General features: G+C 73.1%; 14 protein-coding genes. 8 read left to right on the top strand and 6 right to left on the bottom strand.

Going from position 1 to position 16519, the window contains the following annotated elements:
- The 8 genes from IE321_RS26335 to IE321_RS26300 all read left to right on the top strand — a co-directional run.
- Positions 1-627: DUF2690 domain-containing protein (locus tag IE321_RS26335; RefSeq protein WP_190224770.1), on the top strand; the 627-nt coding region annotated here is incomplete at its 5' end.
- Between the two features lie 156 nt (positions 628-783).
- On the top strand, positions 784-1872 hold the full coding sequence (locus IE321_RS26330) for a peptidoglycan recognition protein family protein (RefSeq protein WP_190224769.1): 1089 nt from the start codon (positions 784-786) through the stop codon (positions 1870-1872).
- A gap of 304 nt (positions 1873-2176) precedes the next feature.
- Positions 2177-2599, top strand: coding sequence for a hypothetical protein (locus IE321_RS26325; RefSeq protein ID WP_190224768.1), 423 nt, complete (start codon positions 2177-2179; stop codon positions 2597-2599).
- Positions 2600-2688: 89 nt separating this feature from the next.
- On the top strand, positions 2689-3576 hold the full coding sequence (locus IE321_RS26320) for a hypothetical protein (RefSeq protein WP_190224767.1): 888 nt from the start codon (positions 2689-2691) through the stop codon (positions 3574-3576).
- Positions 3577-3707: 131 nt separating this feature from the next.
- Entirely contained in the window at positions 3708-4661 is a 954-nt protein-coding gene (locus tag IE321_RS26315; RefSeq protein WP_190224766.1) for a penicillin-insensitive murein endopeptidase, read from the top strand.
- Between the two features lie 31 nt (positions 4662-4692).
- A complete protein-coding gene (locus IE321_RS26310; RefSeq protein ID WP_190224765.1) occupies positions 4693-5613 on the top strand; it encodes a peptidoglycan-binding domain-containing protein in 921 nt (306 codons plus the stop codon).
- A 341-nt stretch (positions 5614-5954) separates the two neighbouring features.
- Positions 5955-7181, top strand: coding sequence for a cation:proton antiporter (locus tag IE321_RS26305; RefSeq protein WP_190224764.1), 1227 nt, complete (start codon positions 5955-5957; stop codon positions 7179-7181).
- A gap of 154 nt (positions 7182-7335) precedes the next feature.
- A complete protein-coding gene (locus IE321_RS26300; RefSeq protein WP_190224763.1) occupies positions 7336-8427 on the top strand; it encodes a PP2C family protein-serine/threonine phosphatase in 1092 nt (363 codons plus the stop codon).
- 58 nt (positions 8428-8485) lie between these two features.
- Here IE321_RS26300 and IE321_RS26295 read toward each other — a convergent pair whose 3' ends face one another.
- From IE321_RS26295 to IE321_RS26270, 6 genes are all read right to left on the bottom strand, one after another.
- The gene (locus tag IE321_RS26295) at positions 8486-10882 is read right to left on the bottom strand and encodes a SpoIIE family protein phosphatase (RefSeq protein WP_190224762.1); all 2397 of its coding nucleotides are present in this window, start codon (positions 10880-10882) and stop codon (positions 8486-8488) included.
- Between the two features lie 171 nt (positions 10883-11053).
- The gene (locus tag IE321_RS26290; RefSeq protein ID WP_190224761.1) at positions 11054-11308 is read right to left on the bottom strand and encodes a zinc finger domain-containing protein; all 255 of its coding nucleotides are present in this window, start codon (positions 11306-11308) and stop codon (positions 11054-11056) included.
- 326 nt (positions 11309-11634) lie between these two features.
- A complete protein-coding gene (locus tag IE321_RS26285) occupies positions 11635-12768 on the bottom strand; it encodes an LLM class flavin-dependent oxidoreductase (protein WP_190224760.1) in 1134 nt (377 codons plus the stop codon).
- A gap of 16 nt (positions 12769-12784) precedes the next feature.
- Positions 12785-13882, bottom strand: coding sequence for an LLM class flavin-dependent oxidoreductase (locus tag IE321_RS26280; RefSeq protein WP_190224759.1), 1098 nt, complete (start codon positions 13880-13882; stop codon positions 12785-12787).
- Positions 13879-15279: an NtaA/DmoA family FMN-dependent monooxygenase gene (locus IE321_RS26275; protein WP_190224758.1), complete on the bottom strand. Its 1401-nt coding sequence runs from the start codon at positions 15277-15279 to the stop codon at positions 13879-13881. The genes IE321_RS26280 and IE321_RS26275 overlap by 4 nt, the downstream gene beginning before the upstream one ends.
- A gap of 18 nt (positions 15280-15297) precedes the next feature.
- Positions 15298-16500: an LLM class flavin-dependent oxidoreductase gene (locus tag IE321_RS26270; protein WP_190224757.1), complete on the bottom strand. Its 1203-nt coding sequence runs from the start codon at positions 16498-16500 to the stop codon at positions 15298-15300.
- Positions 16501-16519 lie beyond the last annotated feature (19 nt).

Here is a 16519-nt window from a genome sequence, read left to right as displayed (position 1 = left end):
GGAGGCGCCGCCCCGGCCACCGTCGCCGCGCCGGATCCGGACCGCGCCGCCGGGCCCTGGCCCCGCCCCGCCGGACGGGTGCGGCCGCTCGTCCACATGGCGATCGGCGCGGTCGTGGGCGCCCTGATCGTGATCGCCGTCCTCGGAGTGAAGTCCCCGCCGGACGGAGCACGGTCGGACGCGGGCAAGCCGGCGGCGAGCGGCGAGACTTCGGGGGTGACGGCCCAGAGCGCGGCCGAGCGCACGCCCGGCGCCGAGTCCGACCACCCGCTGCCCGGCTGCTCCGGGGAGTCCTGCCTCGGGCGCGAACCGCAGACGATGAACTGCCAGTGGGACGCGAAGACCGTCCGGCTCCTCTACCTGCGCGGGCTGCGGATCCAGCTCCGGCACAGCGCCGCCTGCCAGGCGGTCTGGGGGCGGCTGGAGAACGGGGCGATCGGCGACGGAGTCATCATCACCGACAAGGGCAGCCGGACGGAGGATTCCACCATCCGGGTGGACCGCGACACCTACACGCGGATGCTGTCGGTGGCCGAGTACCCCCTTTCGACCATCTCCATCTGCGGGGTGATCCCGAAGGTCAAGGAGCAGGAGTGCGACCCCCCGCAGGACGCCCCGCAGCCCTGAGGCGGCGGCGCCCGGCGGGATCCCGGGCCGTCCCGAGAAGCCGACGCGTCCAAGTCTGAGGTATGTAACTCGCTGATGGGACAGGGGAGTTGCTCATAGCATTCGGCCGCCGCTCCGCGTCGTGCGGGGCGGCTGCCGAACACATGGGGAGAGACGATGAGCGATCTGCCGATACCGCGTCCGCGACGGCGCGCGCTGCTGTCCGGGGCCTTCGCCCTCGGTGCCGGAGCGGTCCTGGGGACCGCGCTGCCGGGGACCGCGCGCGCCGCCGCGGGGGCCGCGCTCGCCGGCCCGGTGATCTCCGGGTGCGCGGCCTGGGGCGCCCGCGAGCCGAGCAGCCCGGTGAAGCTGCTGGCCACCGGACCCCAGAAGATCATCGTCCATCACACCGCGACCCCGAACAGCACCGACTACTCGCAGGCGCACGCCTTCGCGCTGTCCCGGTCGATCCAGGCCGACCACATGGACGCGCGGGGCTGGATCGACTCGGGCCAGCACTTCACGATCAGCCGCGGCGGCTGGATCACCGAGGGCCGGCACTCCAGCGTCGCCGCGCTGGCCGCCGGTACCCAGCAGGTCGAGTCGGCGCACTGCACCGGCCAGAACACCGTCGCCGTCGGCATCGAGAACGAGGGCACGTACACGTCGGTGGACCTGCGGTCGGCGCAGTACGCGAAGCTGGTCGACCTCTGCGCGTCCATCTGCTCCCAGTACGGGCTGCGCGCCTATCAGATCTTCGGCCACCGGGACTTCAACAACACCGAGTGCCCCGGTGACCGGCTGTACGCGCTGCTGCCGCAGCTCAGGGCCGACGTCGCCGCCCGGATCGGCGGCAGCCCGGCGTGGGGCGGCTGGCCGGTGGCACGGCTCGGCGACTCGGGCGAGCGGGTCAGGTCGTTGCAGTACCTGCTCGCCTCCCGGGGCGCCACGATCGTGGCCGACGGCTCCTTCGGGCCGGCGACCGAGAGCGCGGTGCGGGCCTTCCAGACGACCAACCGGGCCGGGGTCGACGGGGTGGCCGGAAACCAGACCTGGCACCAGCTCGCCCACCCGCTCGCGCGCGGAGCGCAGGGCGACGCGGTGAAGGCGCTGCAGGGCCAGCTCAACGCGCGCGGTCAGACGCTGGTCGTCGACGGCAGCTTCGGGTCGGGCACCGAGGCGGGGGTGCGGGCGTTCCAGACCTCGGCGAGCCTGCCGGCCGACGGCGTGGCGGATGCCCGCACCTGGAGCCGACTGCTGGCCTGAGTGGCCGGTGTCCCGGTACGGGAGAGGGGGGTGAGGCGGGAGACCGCCTCACCCCCCTCTCCCGTACCCCGGGCCCCTGGCCTCCCGCTGCCCGCCCCTCCCCTTCCCGTCCCGTCCCCTCGCGTCCCCTCCCGTGCGTCCCGGCGGGGGCACGTCCCGGGAGTGTCCCGAGTGGGTGACGGGACCTACGCATTCGCCGGTCGACACGGTCAGGATTCCGCTGGGCCGAAAACGGCGGCGGCCGGAACAGGCCCCCTCGCGCACCGCCCATCCCCACCAACCGTCCGACCACAGGAGTCACCCCATGCGTCGCATCCGCAGCACCACCCTCACCGCAGGTGCCCTCGCCCTCGCCGGCGTCGCCGCCACCTGCGTGGCGCTCGCCCCGGCGGCGTCCGCCTCGGCCCAGGCGTGCACGTCCACCACCCTCACCACCGGTGCGTACGAGTCGCAGGGCACCATCGCCACCAAGGCATCCAGTGGCTGCGGTGACCTGAACCTGACCTACTCGTACAACGCCGGCAGCCGCACCTACGACGAGTACGCCGGCCGTTACAAGAAGTCGTCCGGCTGGGTGACCGGCTCGAAGCGGTACGTCCTGGCGTACGACGGCTCCCACAGCGTCAACGACTCGAAGTACTGGCTCGTCACCGGCCTCTCCGCCGGCACCCAGTTCAGCGTCGCCAGCCTGTACGACGGCGGCGACACGGTCGTGATCACCCACTGACCCGCTCCCCCGGCGGATCGGCAGTACGCCGCGGGGCCACCGGCATGACGGCCCCGCGGCGCCCGGACAACCGAGAGGCACGAGACGCTGTGAAGAAGAGGCCGATCACCGCGGCGGTCCTGGGCTCCGTCATCGCGGCGGCCGCCCTGACGGGCTGCGGGGGCGCCGCGCCCGGCCTCTCCGCGGCGCCCCTCCCCACGGCGTCGGGCCCCGTACGGCCGCCGACGGTCGCGCGGGGCCTGCCGGCGGAGCGGGACCTGACGGCGATGGTGCTGCCGGCGACCGGTCGGGACAGCAGGCTGACCCAGGGGCTCGACGGCTTCGCCCAACTGGTGGGCCACGCACGGCTCCAGGAGTGCGCGGAGCAGGCGGGCGTGCGGCTCCCCGAGGTGCCGCCGCCGGCGTACATCGGCTGGTCCGACCTGCCCGACCTGGGCTTCATCGGGCGGCACGGCCTCACTATGAGCGTGCCCGCCCTGCCGTCGGCCTCCCCGAGCGGTCGGGCGGCGGGCCGGACGGACCGGGCCGCGCAGCAGCGCTGCGAGACGGAGGGCCGCACCGCGGCCAAGGAGTTCAAGGACCTGTACTCGCCGCTCCAGTCGCTGTGGTGGCCGGAGGTCTCGGCGGTCCGGGACGACCCGCGGGCCCGCGAGGCCCTGCGGACGCTGCCCGGCTGCCTCGCGCGGTACGGCGTCGAGGTCGAGGACGAGGACGCCTTCTTCGCCCTCGTCGACCGCACCGTCCAGGGCATCGAGGACGGGGCGGAGGCCACCCGCGCCGACCGGGGCCTGGGGGCGGCCTACGCCGCCTGCATGGCCCCGGTGGAAGCGGTCCGGGAACCCCTGCGCACCGCCCGCCGCACGGCCTTCGAGGCGGCGCACCGCGACGAACTCCGCGCGCTGGAACGCGGCCTGCTGCCGCGCATCCGGGAACTGGAGCACCGGCACGGCCTGGCCTTCGGGCACCCGGTCCCCTGAGCGGCGTGACGAGGACGTCCACGGGTACGCGCCAGGCACACCCCGCGCGCCCGACCCGCGACCCGCCCCCGCCGTCCCCGTAACCCATCGCAACCGAACCCGACATGATTCGACACGAGAGGGATCGCACCATGCTCCGATCGTCCGGTCTGCGCAAGCAGAGCGCCCGGATCGCCCTGTTCCTCGCCCTGACCACGGCCCTGTTCGTCCAGACGGGCACCCCGGCCCAGGCCTTCGCGGGAGCGGCGTACCACCTGCAGAGCTCGGGCAACCGAGGCAGCGACGTCGTCGCCCTCCAGTACCTGCTGGGCGCTCGCGGCCAGTCCGTGACCGCCGACGGGGTCTTCGGCTCCGGCACGGCGACCGCCGTCAAGGCCTTCCAGAGCTCCCAGGGCCTGACGGCGGACGGCATCGTCGGCCCGAACACCTGGGGCAAGCTCGTCGCCACGGTGCGCCAGGGCGACGACGGATCGGCCGTGAAGGCCGTGCAGTACCTGCTCAACGCCAAGCGTTCGGCGGGCCTGACGGTCGACGGCGACTTCGGCCCGGCGACCGCCACCGCGGTGAAGACCTTCCAGAGCCACGCGGGCCTGTCCGCCGACGGAGTCGTCGGCCCCGACACCTGGCGCAACCTGGTCTGGCACTACGAGCTGGTGAACTTCACCCACATCTGCGACCAGAACCCGGACGGCAACGCGACCGCGAACTGGGCCACCGCCGCGGCCGTCGGCCAGCTGGAGGCCGCGGCCGCGTCGTTCGCCTCGACCGGCCAGGGCAAGGTGCCGATGGGCGACGCGGGCTTCGAGCACGGCGGCGACATCCCGGGCCACGCCAGCCACGAGGTCGGGCTCGACATCGACATCTGGCCGATCCGCACCGATTCCGCGCAGTGCTCGGCGGGCCGGATCACCTGGCAGTCCGGCACCTACGACCGGGCGGCGACCCGTCAGCTCGTGCAGGCGATCCGCGCGGCGGCCCCCGGGCACATCGATGTCATCTACTTCAACGACCCGACGCTGATCTCCGAGGGCCTGACCACGCAGTACCCGAACCACGACAACCACCTGCACGTCCGCTACCGCTGACGCCGGCCGGCGCAGCACGCGAAGGAGAGACATGCGCAGACGCTTCCCGGCGCTGGTCGCCGCGGTCATCGCCGCGATGGTGGCCGTCCTGATCGGGCCGAACACCGCCTCGGCCGCCACCTGGCCCGTGATCGCCAACGGCGACAGCGGGGCCCAGGTGACGACGGTCCAGCACCTGCTCAACCACCGCGGGTACGCGACCACGGCCGACGGCCGGTTCGGTCCCGCGACCGAGGCGAAGGTCTCGGCGTTCCAGAGCGCCAACGGGCTCACGGCCGACGGCTCGGTGGGCCCGCTGACCTGGCCCAAGCTGGTCGCCACGGTACAGAGCGGCAGCACCGGCAACGCGGCCAAGGCGGCCCAGACCCAGCTGAACCGGTACGGGTACGGCCTCGTCGTCGACGGTGACTTCGGCACCGCGTCGACCAACGCCGCCAAGGACTTCCAGTCCAAGCACGGCCTGACGGCGGACGGCATCGTGGGCCCGAACACCTGGAACGCCCTGGTCGGCGGCTCCGGCAGCGGCGGGGGCGGCACCAGCCGCGCCCAGCTCGCGGCGTCGATCGACGCCAGCTCCCGCATCTCCCTGCTCACCTACCACGTGAGCGGGGTCGTCGACGCCGACTCCACGGCCCAGGCGAACATCACCGACACGAAGAACGGCACCACCGCCGAGACCAGCAACTACAGCGACGTCGGCGAGCGCGAGGTCTGGCTCTCCACGGCCATGCTCAACGGCATGCTGAAGCTGGCCACGGAGCGGGGCTACACCTTCCTGGTCACCGAGATCGCGGGCGGCGACCACTCGTCGAACTCGAACCACTACAAGGGCATCGCGTTCGACGCGGACAACATGTCCGTCAGCAACGCCACCTTCGTCAGCGCCTGCCGCGCGTACGGCGCGACGGAAGCCCTGGACGAGGGCAACCACGTCCACTGCGCCTGGCAGTAGCCCGACAGGCAGGAGAAGCGGCCGACGCCCACCCAGGGCGTCGGCCGCACCGCTCTCCTCGCCGGCCGGCCCGTCGGCCGCACCGGTCACGGACCGGGGCCCCGACGCTCCGGCCCGCGCGACGAGCGCATTCGGCCGGGTCCGCCCCGGAGGGCGGACGCGGACGGGAGACGGAGCCGTCCGTGTGACGGCCCCCGGGTGGGCACCGCCGGTTCCCCGGCGGACAGCGCCCCGGGAGGGACACCGTCGGCGTGCTGCCACGGCACGGCCGGGCCCGCGCCTTACGCTGCAACGCCGGGAGGAACCAGCCGGGACCGAGCCTCCCCGAAAGCGCGGTCGTCTTGCTTGCCGTCACCGTCATCGCGGGCGTTCTGTTCACCTGGTGCGTCCTGTCGCGCAGGCTCGCGCTGTGGAGCATCACCGCGCCGATCGCCATGATGGTGGCGGGCATCGCCCTCACCAGCGGCTCGGACCCGCCGCTCGTGTTCGACTTCGGCGACCTGGCCGGCTTCGAGAGCGCGGTCGAGGTCGTCCTCGCCCTGCTGCTCTTCGTCGACGCGACCGAGGTTCCGGCGGGAGGCATCCGACGGGAGAGGAGCGTCGTCGCCCGTCTCCTGGGCGCCGCGTTGCCGCTGGCCCTGGGCGCCGCCTTCCTGTCCGCGCTCGCGCTCTTCCCCGACCGGCCCGGATGGGTGCTCGCGACCCTCGCGACGGTCGTCGTCCCCCTCGACCTGGCGCCCGCCGCGGCCCTCGTGCGGGACGAACGCGTCCCGGCGCGTCTCCGGGAGGTGCTCAACGTCGAGGGCGGCCTCAGCGACGGAATCGTCTCGCCGGTGTTCCTGGTCTGCGTCGCCGCCGCGGCCGAGTACCGCACGGTGGGCTCCGACTACGCCGAAGCGCTCCTCGACGCGGTCGGAGCGGCGGGCTGGGCCGTCGGATCCGGATCGCTCGTCGGATACCTGGCCGGATGGCTGCTCCGCCGGTCCTGGGCGAAGGGCTGGACCCTGCCCACCGCGGCGAGACTCGCGGTGCTGAGCGTGCCCCTCGCCGCGTACTCCCTGTCGGTCTTCCTGGGCGGCAACGGCTTCGTCGCCTCGTTCGTCGCCGGCGTCTGCGTCGCCCCGGCGATGCGACACCTCCCCGAGGACACCGTGCGGATGACGGACGACCTGGTCACCCTGTCGACCCTCGCCCTGTGGTTCCTCTTCGGCCAGATGGTCAGCGACGAGTTCTGGGACGGCTTCCACCTGTCCGTCGTCCTCTACGCCGTCCTCGCCTGCACCCTGGTGCGCCTGGTGCCCGTGACGGTCGCCCTCATCGGCACGGACCTGTCCTGGTCCGACCGGCTGTTCCTGGGGTGGATGGGGCCCAGAGGAGTGGCCTCGGTCGTCTTCGGGCTCCTCGCCGCCATCGAGCTCCGCGGCTCCGGCGGCGGCGACTTCATCACGCGGGTGATGGTGATCACCGTCATGGTCAGCATCGTGCTGCACGGCCTGAGCGCCGAGCCCATCGGCCGCCGCTACGCCCGAGGGCGGCGCCCCTCGCCGGAACCTCGGATCCAGGGGTGAGGGCCGATTTTCACCCTCCGTGACGCTTGCTGGCCCTACGCGTCACTGGCGCATCGCGCGGTCGCGCCCCCACCTGGCGGCGGGCACGCCCCGTCACACGGGGGCCCCGCTCGTCACGTCGCTGAGCGGGGCCCTCGCGGATACTCTGGGATTCATGATCGAGCCCGGACGGCCGCGGCTTCGTCGAAGCCACGGCTACGGCAGGCTCGTGCGGCTGTCGCCGGTGATTCTGACCGTCGTGATCGCCTGCTCGGCCTACGCGACCCCGCCGGAGATGGCCTTCAGCCGCCTCCTGCCCGCGGCACCGGCTCTGGCCGCCGCCATGTGGCCGGTCCTGCCGACCGTCCTGCTCGGGACCGTCTGCGTCCTCCTGATGATCGGCCTCAGCCTCGTCTTCCCCGATCTGGGGACGTGGTGGACCTGCGGCGGGATCGTCGCGGTCACCGTGGCCGCCGCGTACGGAAGCCACGTCCGGCTCCAGCGGGAGCGCACTCTCTTCCAGGTGCGGCTCGTCGCCGACGCGGCCCAGCAGGTGGTGCTGCGGCCCCTGCCGCGCCGCTTCCGGAACGTCGAGATCGAATCGCTGTACCTCGCGGCCGCCGCGGAGGCCCGCATCGGTGGGGACTTCTACGAGGTGGTCGACACGCCGTACGGGGTACGGCTGCTCATAGGCGACGTGCGGGGCAAGGGCCTGCCGGCGGTGGGGGCGGCCTCGGCGATCGTCAACGCCTTCCGGGAGACGGCACACGGCGAGGCCTCCATGACCGAGGTCGCCCGCAGGCTGGACGCCAGCTGCGCCCGGCACAACGCCGCCCACCCGCCCGAGGCGTCGATGGAACGCTTCGCCACCGCGCTGCTCGTCGAGATCCCGCACCGGAGCAACCGCATCACCATCGTCAACTGCGGACACCCCCCACCGCTGGTCCGGAGTCCGAAGACCGTACGCGTCCTCAAGCCGTCCGTCCCCTCTCCCCTGCTCAGCCTGGCGGAGTTGCTCGGTGACCGGTACCGCGCGGACGCCTTCGACTTCGCCCCCGGCGAGCTTCTCCTCCTCTACACGGACGGGATCGCCGAAACCCGCGACCGGGACGGCGAGTTCTTCCCCTTGGCGAAGTGGATGCGCCGACAGCCCGCCACACCTCCCCGTGAACTGCTCTCGGCCCTGCACCACGACCTCCTCCGTTACGGCGGGGGCAGCCTCGACGACGACGTCGCCGCCCTGGCCGTGCGCCTGCACACGTCATGAGCCGTGCGCGGGCGCCTCACGCGGCACCGCCCCGGGTCCGGGCAGGGGCGGGCGGCCGTCAGGCCACCGGCAGGGCCTGCTCCGCCCAGATCGTCTTTCCTGCCGGCATGTAGCGCGTCCCCCAGTGCTCGGTGAGCTGGGCGACCATGAACAGTCCCCGTCCGCCCTCCTCGTCGCTGCCGGCGTACCGGGCGTGCGGTGAGGTGTGCTGGGAGTCGGAGACCTCGCAGATGAGAGAGCGGTCCCGGATCAAGCGCAGGCCGATCGGGCCGGAGGCATGGCGGATCGCGTTGGTGACCAGTTCGCTGACCACGAGTTCCGTCGTGAAGACCAGATCGTCCAGTCCCCACCGCCCGAGCTGTTCGGCGGCCGACGCACGTGCGCGTGCGACGAGGGCGGGGTCCGAGGGCAGTTCCCAGGTCGCCACCTGACGTGCCCCCAGCGCACGGGTGCGCACGACGAGGAGCGTCGCGTCGTCCTGTACCTGGCCCGATGCCAGCTCCGCGACGATCTGGGCGCACAGGCGATCGGACGACGATCCCCGCTGCTCGCCGAGCACGGCCGCCAGCCGTTCCAACCCCACGTCGGCGCCCTTCCCCCGGGCCTCCACGAGGCCGTCGGTGAACAGGACGACCAGGCTTCCCTCGGCGAGCTCCACTTCCGCGCCCTCGTACGGAAGCCGTCCCACGCCCAGGGGAGGTCCCGGCGGCAGACGAAGGAAGCCGACGGGGCCGTGCGGCTGCACCACTGCCGGCGGCAGGTGTCCCGCCGCCGCCCAGGTGCTCGTCCGGGAAGCGGGATCGTAGATCCCGTAGACGCACGTCGCTCCGACGGCGCCACCGCCGTCCGCGCCCTTCCCGTTCTGTTCCGACGCGTCCTTGCCGACCTGATCGTTCAGTCGGGCCAGGAGTTCGTCGGGCGCGAGGTCCAGCTCGGCCAGCGTACGCACCATCGCGCGCAATCGCCCCATGGTGGCGGCGGCCCCGAGCCCGTGGCCGACGACGTCCCCCACGACGAGTCCGACGCGTGCCCCCGAAAGCGGGATGACGTCGAACCAGTCGCCGCCGGCGCCGAGGTGGCTGTCGGCCGGCAGGTAGCGGCTCGCCGCCTCGACCGCGCTCAGCTCGGGCAGCGACCGTGGCAGCAGGCTGCGCTGGAGCACGAACGCGGCGCTGTGCTCCCGGAGGTACCGCCGGGCGTTGTCGATGCATACGGCGGTCCGCGACGCCAGTTCCTCGGCCATGGCGCGATCGCCGTCGTCGAAGGGCTCCGAGCCCTCCCCCCGCCGGAAGGTGACGAGGCCCAGGGGCGTCCCCCGCACGATCAGCGGGACGTACAACCGTGTCGGCGCGACCACGGCGTCCGAGGTCGACAGGCCCCGGGCCAGGCTCTCGGCCTGCGATGATCCGGCTGCGTACGCGACGCCCGCACCCACCTGGGAAGGCCCCTCGCCGGAATCCGCCACGCGGACGAGGTCCCATGCCGTGACGGGCTTCGGTTCCTCTCCCTCCAGCACGTCCGCCGCCACGTCGACGAGCACGGCGTCGGCGTACCGCGGCACGGCGACCTCGGCGAGCTCCGCCGCCGTTCCGGACGGGTCGAGCGTCGACCCGATCCTCGTGCCGGCCTCGGCCAGGAGCGCAAGGCGCTGCTGCGCACGGTAGTGGTCGGTCACGTCGATGGACTGTTCGCACACGCCCACCGGTTCTCCCCGGCCGTCCACCAGTCGGAAGTAGGACGAGGACCAGACGTGCTCGCGCCGCGGGTCGGCCGGGGAACGCCCTCGGAAACGCACGTCGATGACCGGCTCACCGGTCTCGAGGATCTGTCGGACGAATTCCTCCGCGGGCACCAGGTGCTGGGTGGTGAGGACGTCACCGGGAAAGAGTTCGGTCATGGTGCGGCCGAGCGACGCCGTGAGGTCGCCACCGAGTTCCCGGACACTGGACGCGTTGGCCCACAGGAGGCGCGCGCCGGGACCGTAGATGGTCAGTGTCACCGGCGACTGGGTCACGAGCCCCTGCAGCATCGCCTGTCGGGTCTCCCACCAGCGAAGCCCCTCCAGCTCGGACGCCATGAGGACGGCGGAGGGAGCCCGACCGGAAGGGACCCCGTCGGGGGCGGGGGTGAGGGGATGCAGGGTCACTGCCACCCGTACGGTGTCTCCGCCACGGTGGCGCACGTCCACGACGCCGCTGTGCGTCCCACCGAGCCGGAGCCACTCGTCCGGCCCCGGCTCCTCCGGTCCGTCGCGATCGGCGTGCGAGGGTGCGATCAGGTCCACCGCCCGGCGTCCCAGTACCTCCGACGCCGCATACCCCAGTAGGGTCTCGGCCTCGCGGCTCCAGCCGACGAGCACTCCGTCCGCGGCCAGCAGGGCGAAGCCGGCCGGGGGCGGGCCGAGGCGTTCGCCTTCGTCCACCCCGGTGGGAGGAACGAACGGTAGCCCTTCCATGCCCCCATCATCCTTCCCCGCCGTCGCGACCGCAGCGCGCTCGGCCCGGTCCGGACCGCCGCCGCACGGCGCGGGCGGACGCGCGGCTTGCGGGGTACTCCCCCGAGGCGTGTCATCGACGTCCTGACATCCCTCCCGGTCGGGGCCGTACCACCGCCGTGCCGCACGGTGTCAGCGGCCGCCCGCGACGAGCAGCGGGACGAGCGTGCGGCCCTCCAGGGCCCTCCGGTACGCCCCCCGCCGCTCGGCGTGCACGCTGCGGCGGGCCAGGCACAGCGTCCCGGCCGGCACACCGCACGTGGGGCAGGGAACACCGAACGCGCCGTGCCCGTACAGCCGCTGCGTCTCGTATGCGGCGTCCAGGACCGCGTCGGCGATCCGGTCTCCGCAGGACGGCGCGCGGCGCGGCGTGAGAGTCGTGCTCATGGCGGGCGGTCTCCTGGGGTCGGCGGAGGACGGCGTCGTCAGGTCGTCCGGGGACTTCGGTCCTGCCGTCGTCTACCCGGCGGCACGGAAAGGAGTCCTGGTTCACGACTCGACTGTGATGAGCCCCGTTCTACGGGATGGGTCTGACAGTGCGGGTCGGAGTCGGGTTCCGGGAGCCCGCCCCCGGCCTCGGGTTCTTCCGGCGGCACGCGGGAAGGCGCCTGACCCGGGTCTTCCCCCGGGTCAGGCGCCTTCCGCGGGCGCTCGGCCCTCCCGTGAGGAGGGCGACGGTCAACCGGATGCTGTCGCCTCGGACCGCGAAGCGTTCATCGCCGGCTCCACTCCTCCGCCAGAAGGCGGTAGGAGCGGACCCGGTCGGCATGGTCGTGGGTGAGGGTGGTGACGATCAGTTCGTCGGCGACGGTGGCCTGCTGGAGTTGTTCGAGCTGGTCCGCTACCTGCCCGGGTGTGCCGACGAACTGGGTGTCGACACGGTCGGAGACGAGGGCGTGGTCCTCCTCGGTCCAGGTGCGCACGTGGGCGCGGGCCTCGTCCGGGGTCGGGAAGGGGATGGCGCCCTCGGCGGTTCGGATGCTGCGGACCCAGGGGCCGTAGCCGGTGGCGAGTTCGCGGGCGGTCTCGGCGTCCTCGGCGACGACGACGTCGGCGGAGACGCTGACGTAGGGCTTGTCGAGGTGGTCGGAGGGCTGGAACGCGGCGCGGTAGCCCTCGGCCGCCTCCAGTACGGTGGCCGGGCTGACGTGGTAGTTGGCGGCGAAGCGCAGGCCGTTGCGGCCGGCGACGTCGGCGCTCTCTCCGCCGCTGCTGCCGAGGATCCAGACCTCTAGGTCCGCGCCCTCGCCGGGGACGGCGTGCGCCTCGGTCCCGTCCGCCGCGCGGTAGTCGCCGCGCAGGAGGGCGAGGATGTCGTCGACCTGTTCGCCGTAGTCCTGGGGACGGGCGCCGGGCTGGTGCAGCAACTGCTGCTGGAGCCGGAAGCGGGGGGTGCCGATCAGGTGCTCGAAGGAGAACCGGGGCGGGATCCTCAGGCCGTTGGGCGTGCGCCCGTCGACGACGGGGGTCGTGGTCGGGGGCGCGGGCACCGGCTGCCCGGACGGGCGTCCGCCGGAGCGGCCGAGACCGAGATCGAGCCGCCCGGGGTGCAGGGCGTCGATCAGGCCGAACTCCTCGACGGTGGACAGCGCGGTGCGGTGGCCGAGCTGCACGGCGCCGGAGCCGATCCGGAGGGTGGAGGTGGCGGCGGCGGTCAGGGCCAGCACGACGGCGGGAGAGGCCCCGGCCACCCCCGGATTGAGGTGGTGCTCGGCGAACCAGTAGCGGGCGTAGCCGAACCGCTCGGTCTGCCGGGCCAGGTCGATGGTGTTGCGCAGCGCTTCGGCGGCGGTGGCCCCGGACGGGATCGGGACGAGGTCGAGGACTCCGAGAGGGATGCCGGGCATGGTCGGACGGTGCTCCTCAGTGGTCGGTGGGCGCGGGTGCGGGAGCGGGCTCGGGCGCCGTGGTGACGGGCGCCCAGGGGAACGGGGGGTCGGGGATCTCGCGTCGCAGCACCGGGGCGATCTCGGACTGGAAGAGTTCGAGGGACGCGCGGTGCCGGTCGGGGAGGAGTCCGCTCGCGTCGGCCTGCAGGTGGAGCACGCTGTGGCCGAACCGCTCGTGGTAGCGGTGCACCTTGTCGACGATCTGCTGCGGGCTGCCGATCAGCGCCGAGCTGCGTTCGACGAAGTCCTCCAGGGTGGCGAACACCGGCTCCAGGCCGAGGCTCCTCTGGAACGCGAGGTGGCCCTCGAACACCGGTCGGTACGCGGCGACGGCCTCCTGTGACGTGCGGGCCGCGTGGTAGCCGGCCGTTCCCGCGCCGACGACGGCCCGGGCCGGGTCGTGGCCGTAGTGCTCCCAGCGTTCCCGGTAGTGGCGGATGAGGGCGGCGTACGGCTCGATCGGGTGGGTGACGTTGGCGGAGAAGAGCGGGTCGCCGTAGCGGGCGGCGAGGTCGACCGACTCCCGGCTGGTCGCGCTGCCGTGCCAGACCCGGACGGGCCGCTGGAGCGGTCGCGGCCAGACCTCGGCGTCGGTCAGGCCGGGGCGGAAGCGCGGGGAGGCGGTGACCTTGTCCTGCCGCCAGATGCGGCGGAACAGTTCGTAGCCCTCGGCGTTGCGGTCCCACTGGTCCTCGGGGGTGACGTGGAACAGCTCGCGCTGGGCGGTGCCGTTGCCCTTGCCGATGATCAGGTCGAGGCGGCCCTCGGAGAGATGGTCCAGGGTCGCGTAGTCCTCGTACGCGCGCACCGGGTCGAGCAGGCTGAGGGTGGTGACGGCGGTGAAGAGCCGGATGCGCGAGGTGAGCGCGGCGATGTGGCTGAGCACGACGGGTGGCGAGGAGGAGAGGAACGGCCGCTCGTGGTGCTCGCCGACGCCGAAGCCGTCGAAGCCGAGTTCCTCGGCGAGGAGCGCGTTGTCGATCACCTCGCGGAAGCGGTCCCGGGTGGACTTCCGTACGCCGGTGACCGGGTCCGGGGCGTGCACGATCAGGGTGATCGCCAGGAACCTCACGACGCCGCCCGCCGGGTGTCCGCCGTCCGGGTGCCGGCGTCGGGGTGTGCCAGGCCGAGGTGCTCCCGGAGCGTGGTGCCCGTGTAGTCGTGGCGGAACGCTCCGCGCTCCTGGAGCAGCGGGACGACGGTGTCGGCGAACCCGTCGAGGCCGCCGGGGGTGAGGTGGGGGACCAGGATGAAGCCGTCGGCGGCGTCCGTCTGGACGAAGTGGTCGATGGCGTCGGCGACGGTGGCCGGGGAGCCGACGAAGGACTGGCGGCCGGTCGTCTCGATGACCAGCTCCCGGATCGACAGGTTGTCGGCCGCGGCGCGTTCGCGCCATTCCCGGGCGACGGCGAGCGGGTCGCGGAACTGCCGGACACTGGCCCGGCCGCGGGCGACGGTGTGCTCGCCGGGGTCGGGGTCGATGTCCGGCAGCGGGCCGTCCGGGTCGTACGCGGACAGGTCCCGGTTCCAGACGTGTTCGAGGTACGCGATCGCGGTCGCGCCGCTGACCTGCCGGTGCCGTACCTCTCGGGCCAGCTCCTGTGCCTCGGCGTCGGTGTCGCCGAGGACGAAGGTCGCCGCGGGGAGGATGAGCAGCTGGTCGTGGGTCCGGCCGTGGCGGGCCAGCCGTCCCTTGACGTCGGCGTAGAAGGCCCGGCCGGCTTCCAGGGTGCTGTGGCGGCTGAAGATGGCGTCGGCCTCGGCGGCGGCGAACTCGCGGCCCTCGTGCGAGTCGCCCGCCTGGAAGATCACGGGGCGGCCCTGGGGGCTTCGGGGGACGTTGAACAGGCCGGATATGTCGAAGTGCTGCCCCTGGTGGACGAAGGCCCCGGCCTTCGGGTCCGTGAGGAAGACGCCGGACTCCCGGTCGGCGACGATCTCGTCGCCCTTCCAGGAGTCGAAGAGTTCGACGGCGGTGGACAGGAACTCCTGGGCTCGCGCGTAGCGCTGGTCCTCCGGGAGGAAGCCGCCGCGCCGGAAGTTCTCGCCGGTGAAGGCGTCCCAGGAGGTCACGACGTTCCACGCGGCGCGTCCGCCCGACAGGTGGTCCAGACTGGCGAACTGCCGGGCCACTTCGTAGGGCTCGTTGAAGGTGGAGTTGATGGTGCCGGTCAGGCCGATGCGTTCGGTGACGGCGGCGAGCGCGGACAGGACGGTGAAGGTGTCGGGCCGGCCCACCACGTCCAGGTCGTAGAGCCGGCCGCCCTGTTCCCGCAGTCTCAGCCCTTCGGCGAGGAACAGGAAGTCGAACTTGGCGCGCTCGGCGGTCCGTGCGAAGTGCGCGAACGAGCTGAACTCGATGTGGCTGCCGGCCCGCGGATCGCTCCACACGGTGGTGTTGTTGACGCCGGGGAAGTGGGCCGCGAGACGGATCTGCTTCAGGGGCTTGCCGGTGGTCGGTTCGGTCATGGTGGTACGGCTCCTGCTTCAGACGGCGGCGTAGCGGTTCGCGGGGCGGGAGAGTCCGAGCAGCCCCCGGAGGGTGTGCGCCTCGTAGGCGTGCCGGAAGGCGCCTCGGCGTTGGAGTTCGGGCACCAGGCCCCGGGTGATCTGTTCCAGGTCGTGGCCGATCGCTCCCGGCCGCAGCCGGAAGCCGGTCAGGCCCGCCTCCCGGAACTCGAGCAGTAGATCCGCCAGTTGCCCGGGCGTCCCCGTGAACACCTTGGCGTCGCTGCTGTAGGGGTGGCCCGCCAGGTCGTCGAGGCGAGCCTTGTGGTCCCGCGCCGCCGCGGGGTCGTCGTCCAGGAACACCACGAGGTCGGCGAAGACGTGCAGCAGCTCCCCCGACCGTCCCGCTTCGGCCTGGGCGGCCCGGATCGCGGCGACGACGGCCCGGGCCTGGTCGGTGTCGTGCGGGGTGACGTAGCCGATGTCGGCGGAACGGCCCACCAGTCGGTACGGCACGGTGTCGTGCGCGAGCGCGGTGACGAGGGGCTGGCCCTGCGGCGGCCGAGGGGTGATCGAGGGGCCCCTGACCTTGAAGTGCGGGCCCTCGAAGTCGATGTGGTGCAGCTTGTCGCGGTCGATGAAGCGTCCGGTGGCGGCGTCGCGGATCTCGGCGTCGTCCTCCCAGCTGTCCCACAGGCGGCGCACCACCTCGACGTGATCGGCGGCCTCGTCGAAGAGGTCGGTGACCAGGTCACGGCCGGCCGGGGTGTCCAGGTCCTCGACGCGGAGGGGCGGGAAGGCTCGGCGGCCGAAGTGCGCGGCCTCGTTCGGGCGCGCCGTCACCTGGACGCGCAGGCCCGCGCGGCCGCCGCTGACGTAGTCCAGGGTGGCGATCGCCTTGGAGAGGTGGAACGGCTCGGTGTGCGTGGCCACCACGGTCGGCACGAGCCCGATGTGCCGGGTCGACGGTGCGATCCGGGCGGCGACGAGCACGGCGTCCAGGCGACCGCGCACCTGGTCGGTGCGCCCGTCCGGCTCCGTGGGGTGCGAGGACTGCAGCCCCAGGCCGTCCTCGAACGTCACGAAGTCGAGCAGGCCGCGTTCGGCCTCGGCCACGAGGTCGGCCCAGTAGCCGGCGGTGAGCAGGTCACGGGGCCGGGCGTCCGGCGCGCGCCACGCGGCCGGGTGCCAGCCGGTGCCGTCCAGCGCCACGGCGAGATGAAGAGGGGAAGGTGCGGACATGAGAAGGGGGCCTTCCTGG

Source organism: Streptomyces hydrogenans, assembly GCF_014656075.1.
In the GTDB taxonomy this organism is placed as follows: Bacteria; Actinomycetota; Actinomycetes; order Streptomycetales; family Streptomycetaceae; genus Streptomyces; species Streptomyces hydrogenans.
The sequence above is the reverse complement of the archived record's forward strand: the minus strand, read 5'-3'. Positions and strand labels throughout refer to the sequence as shown.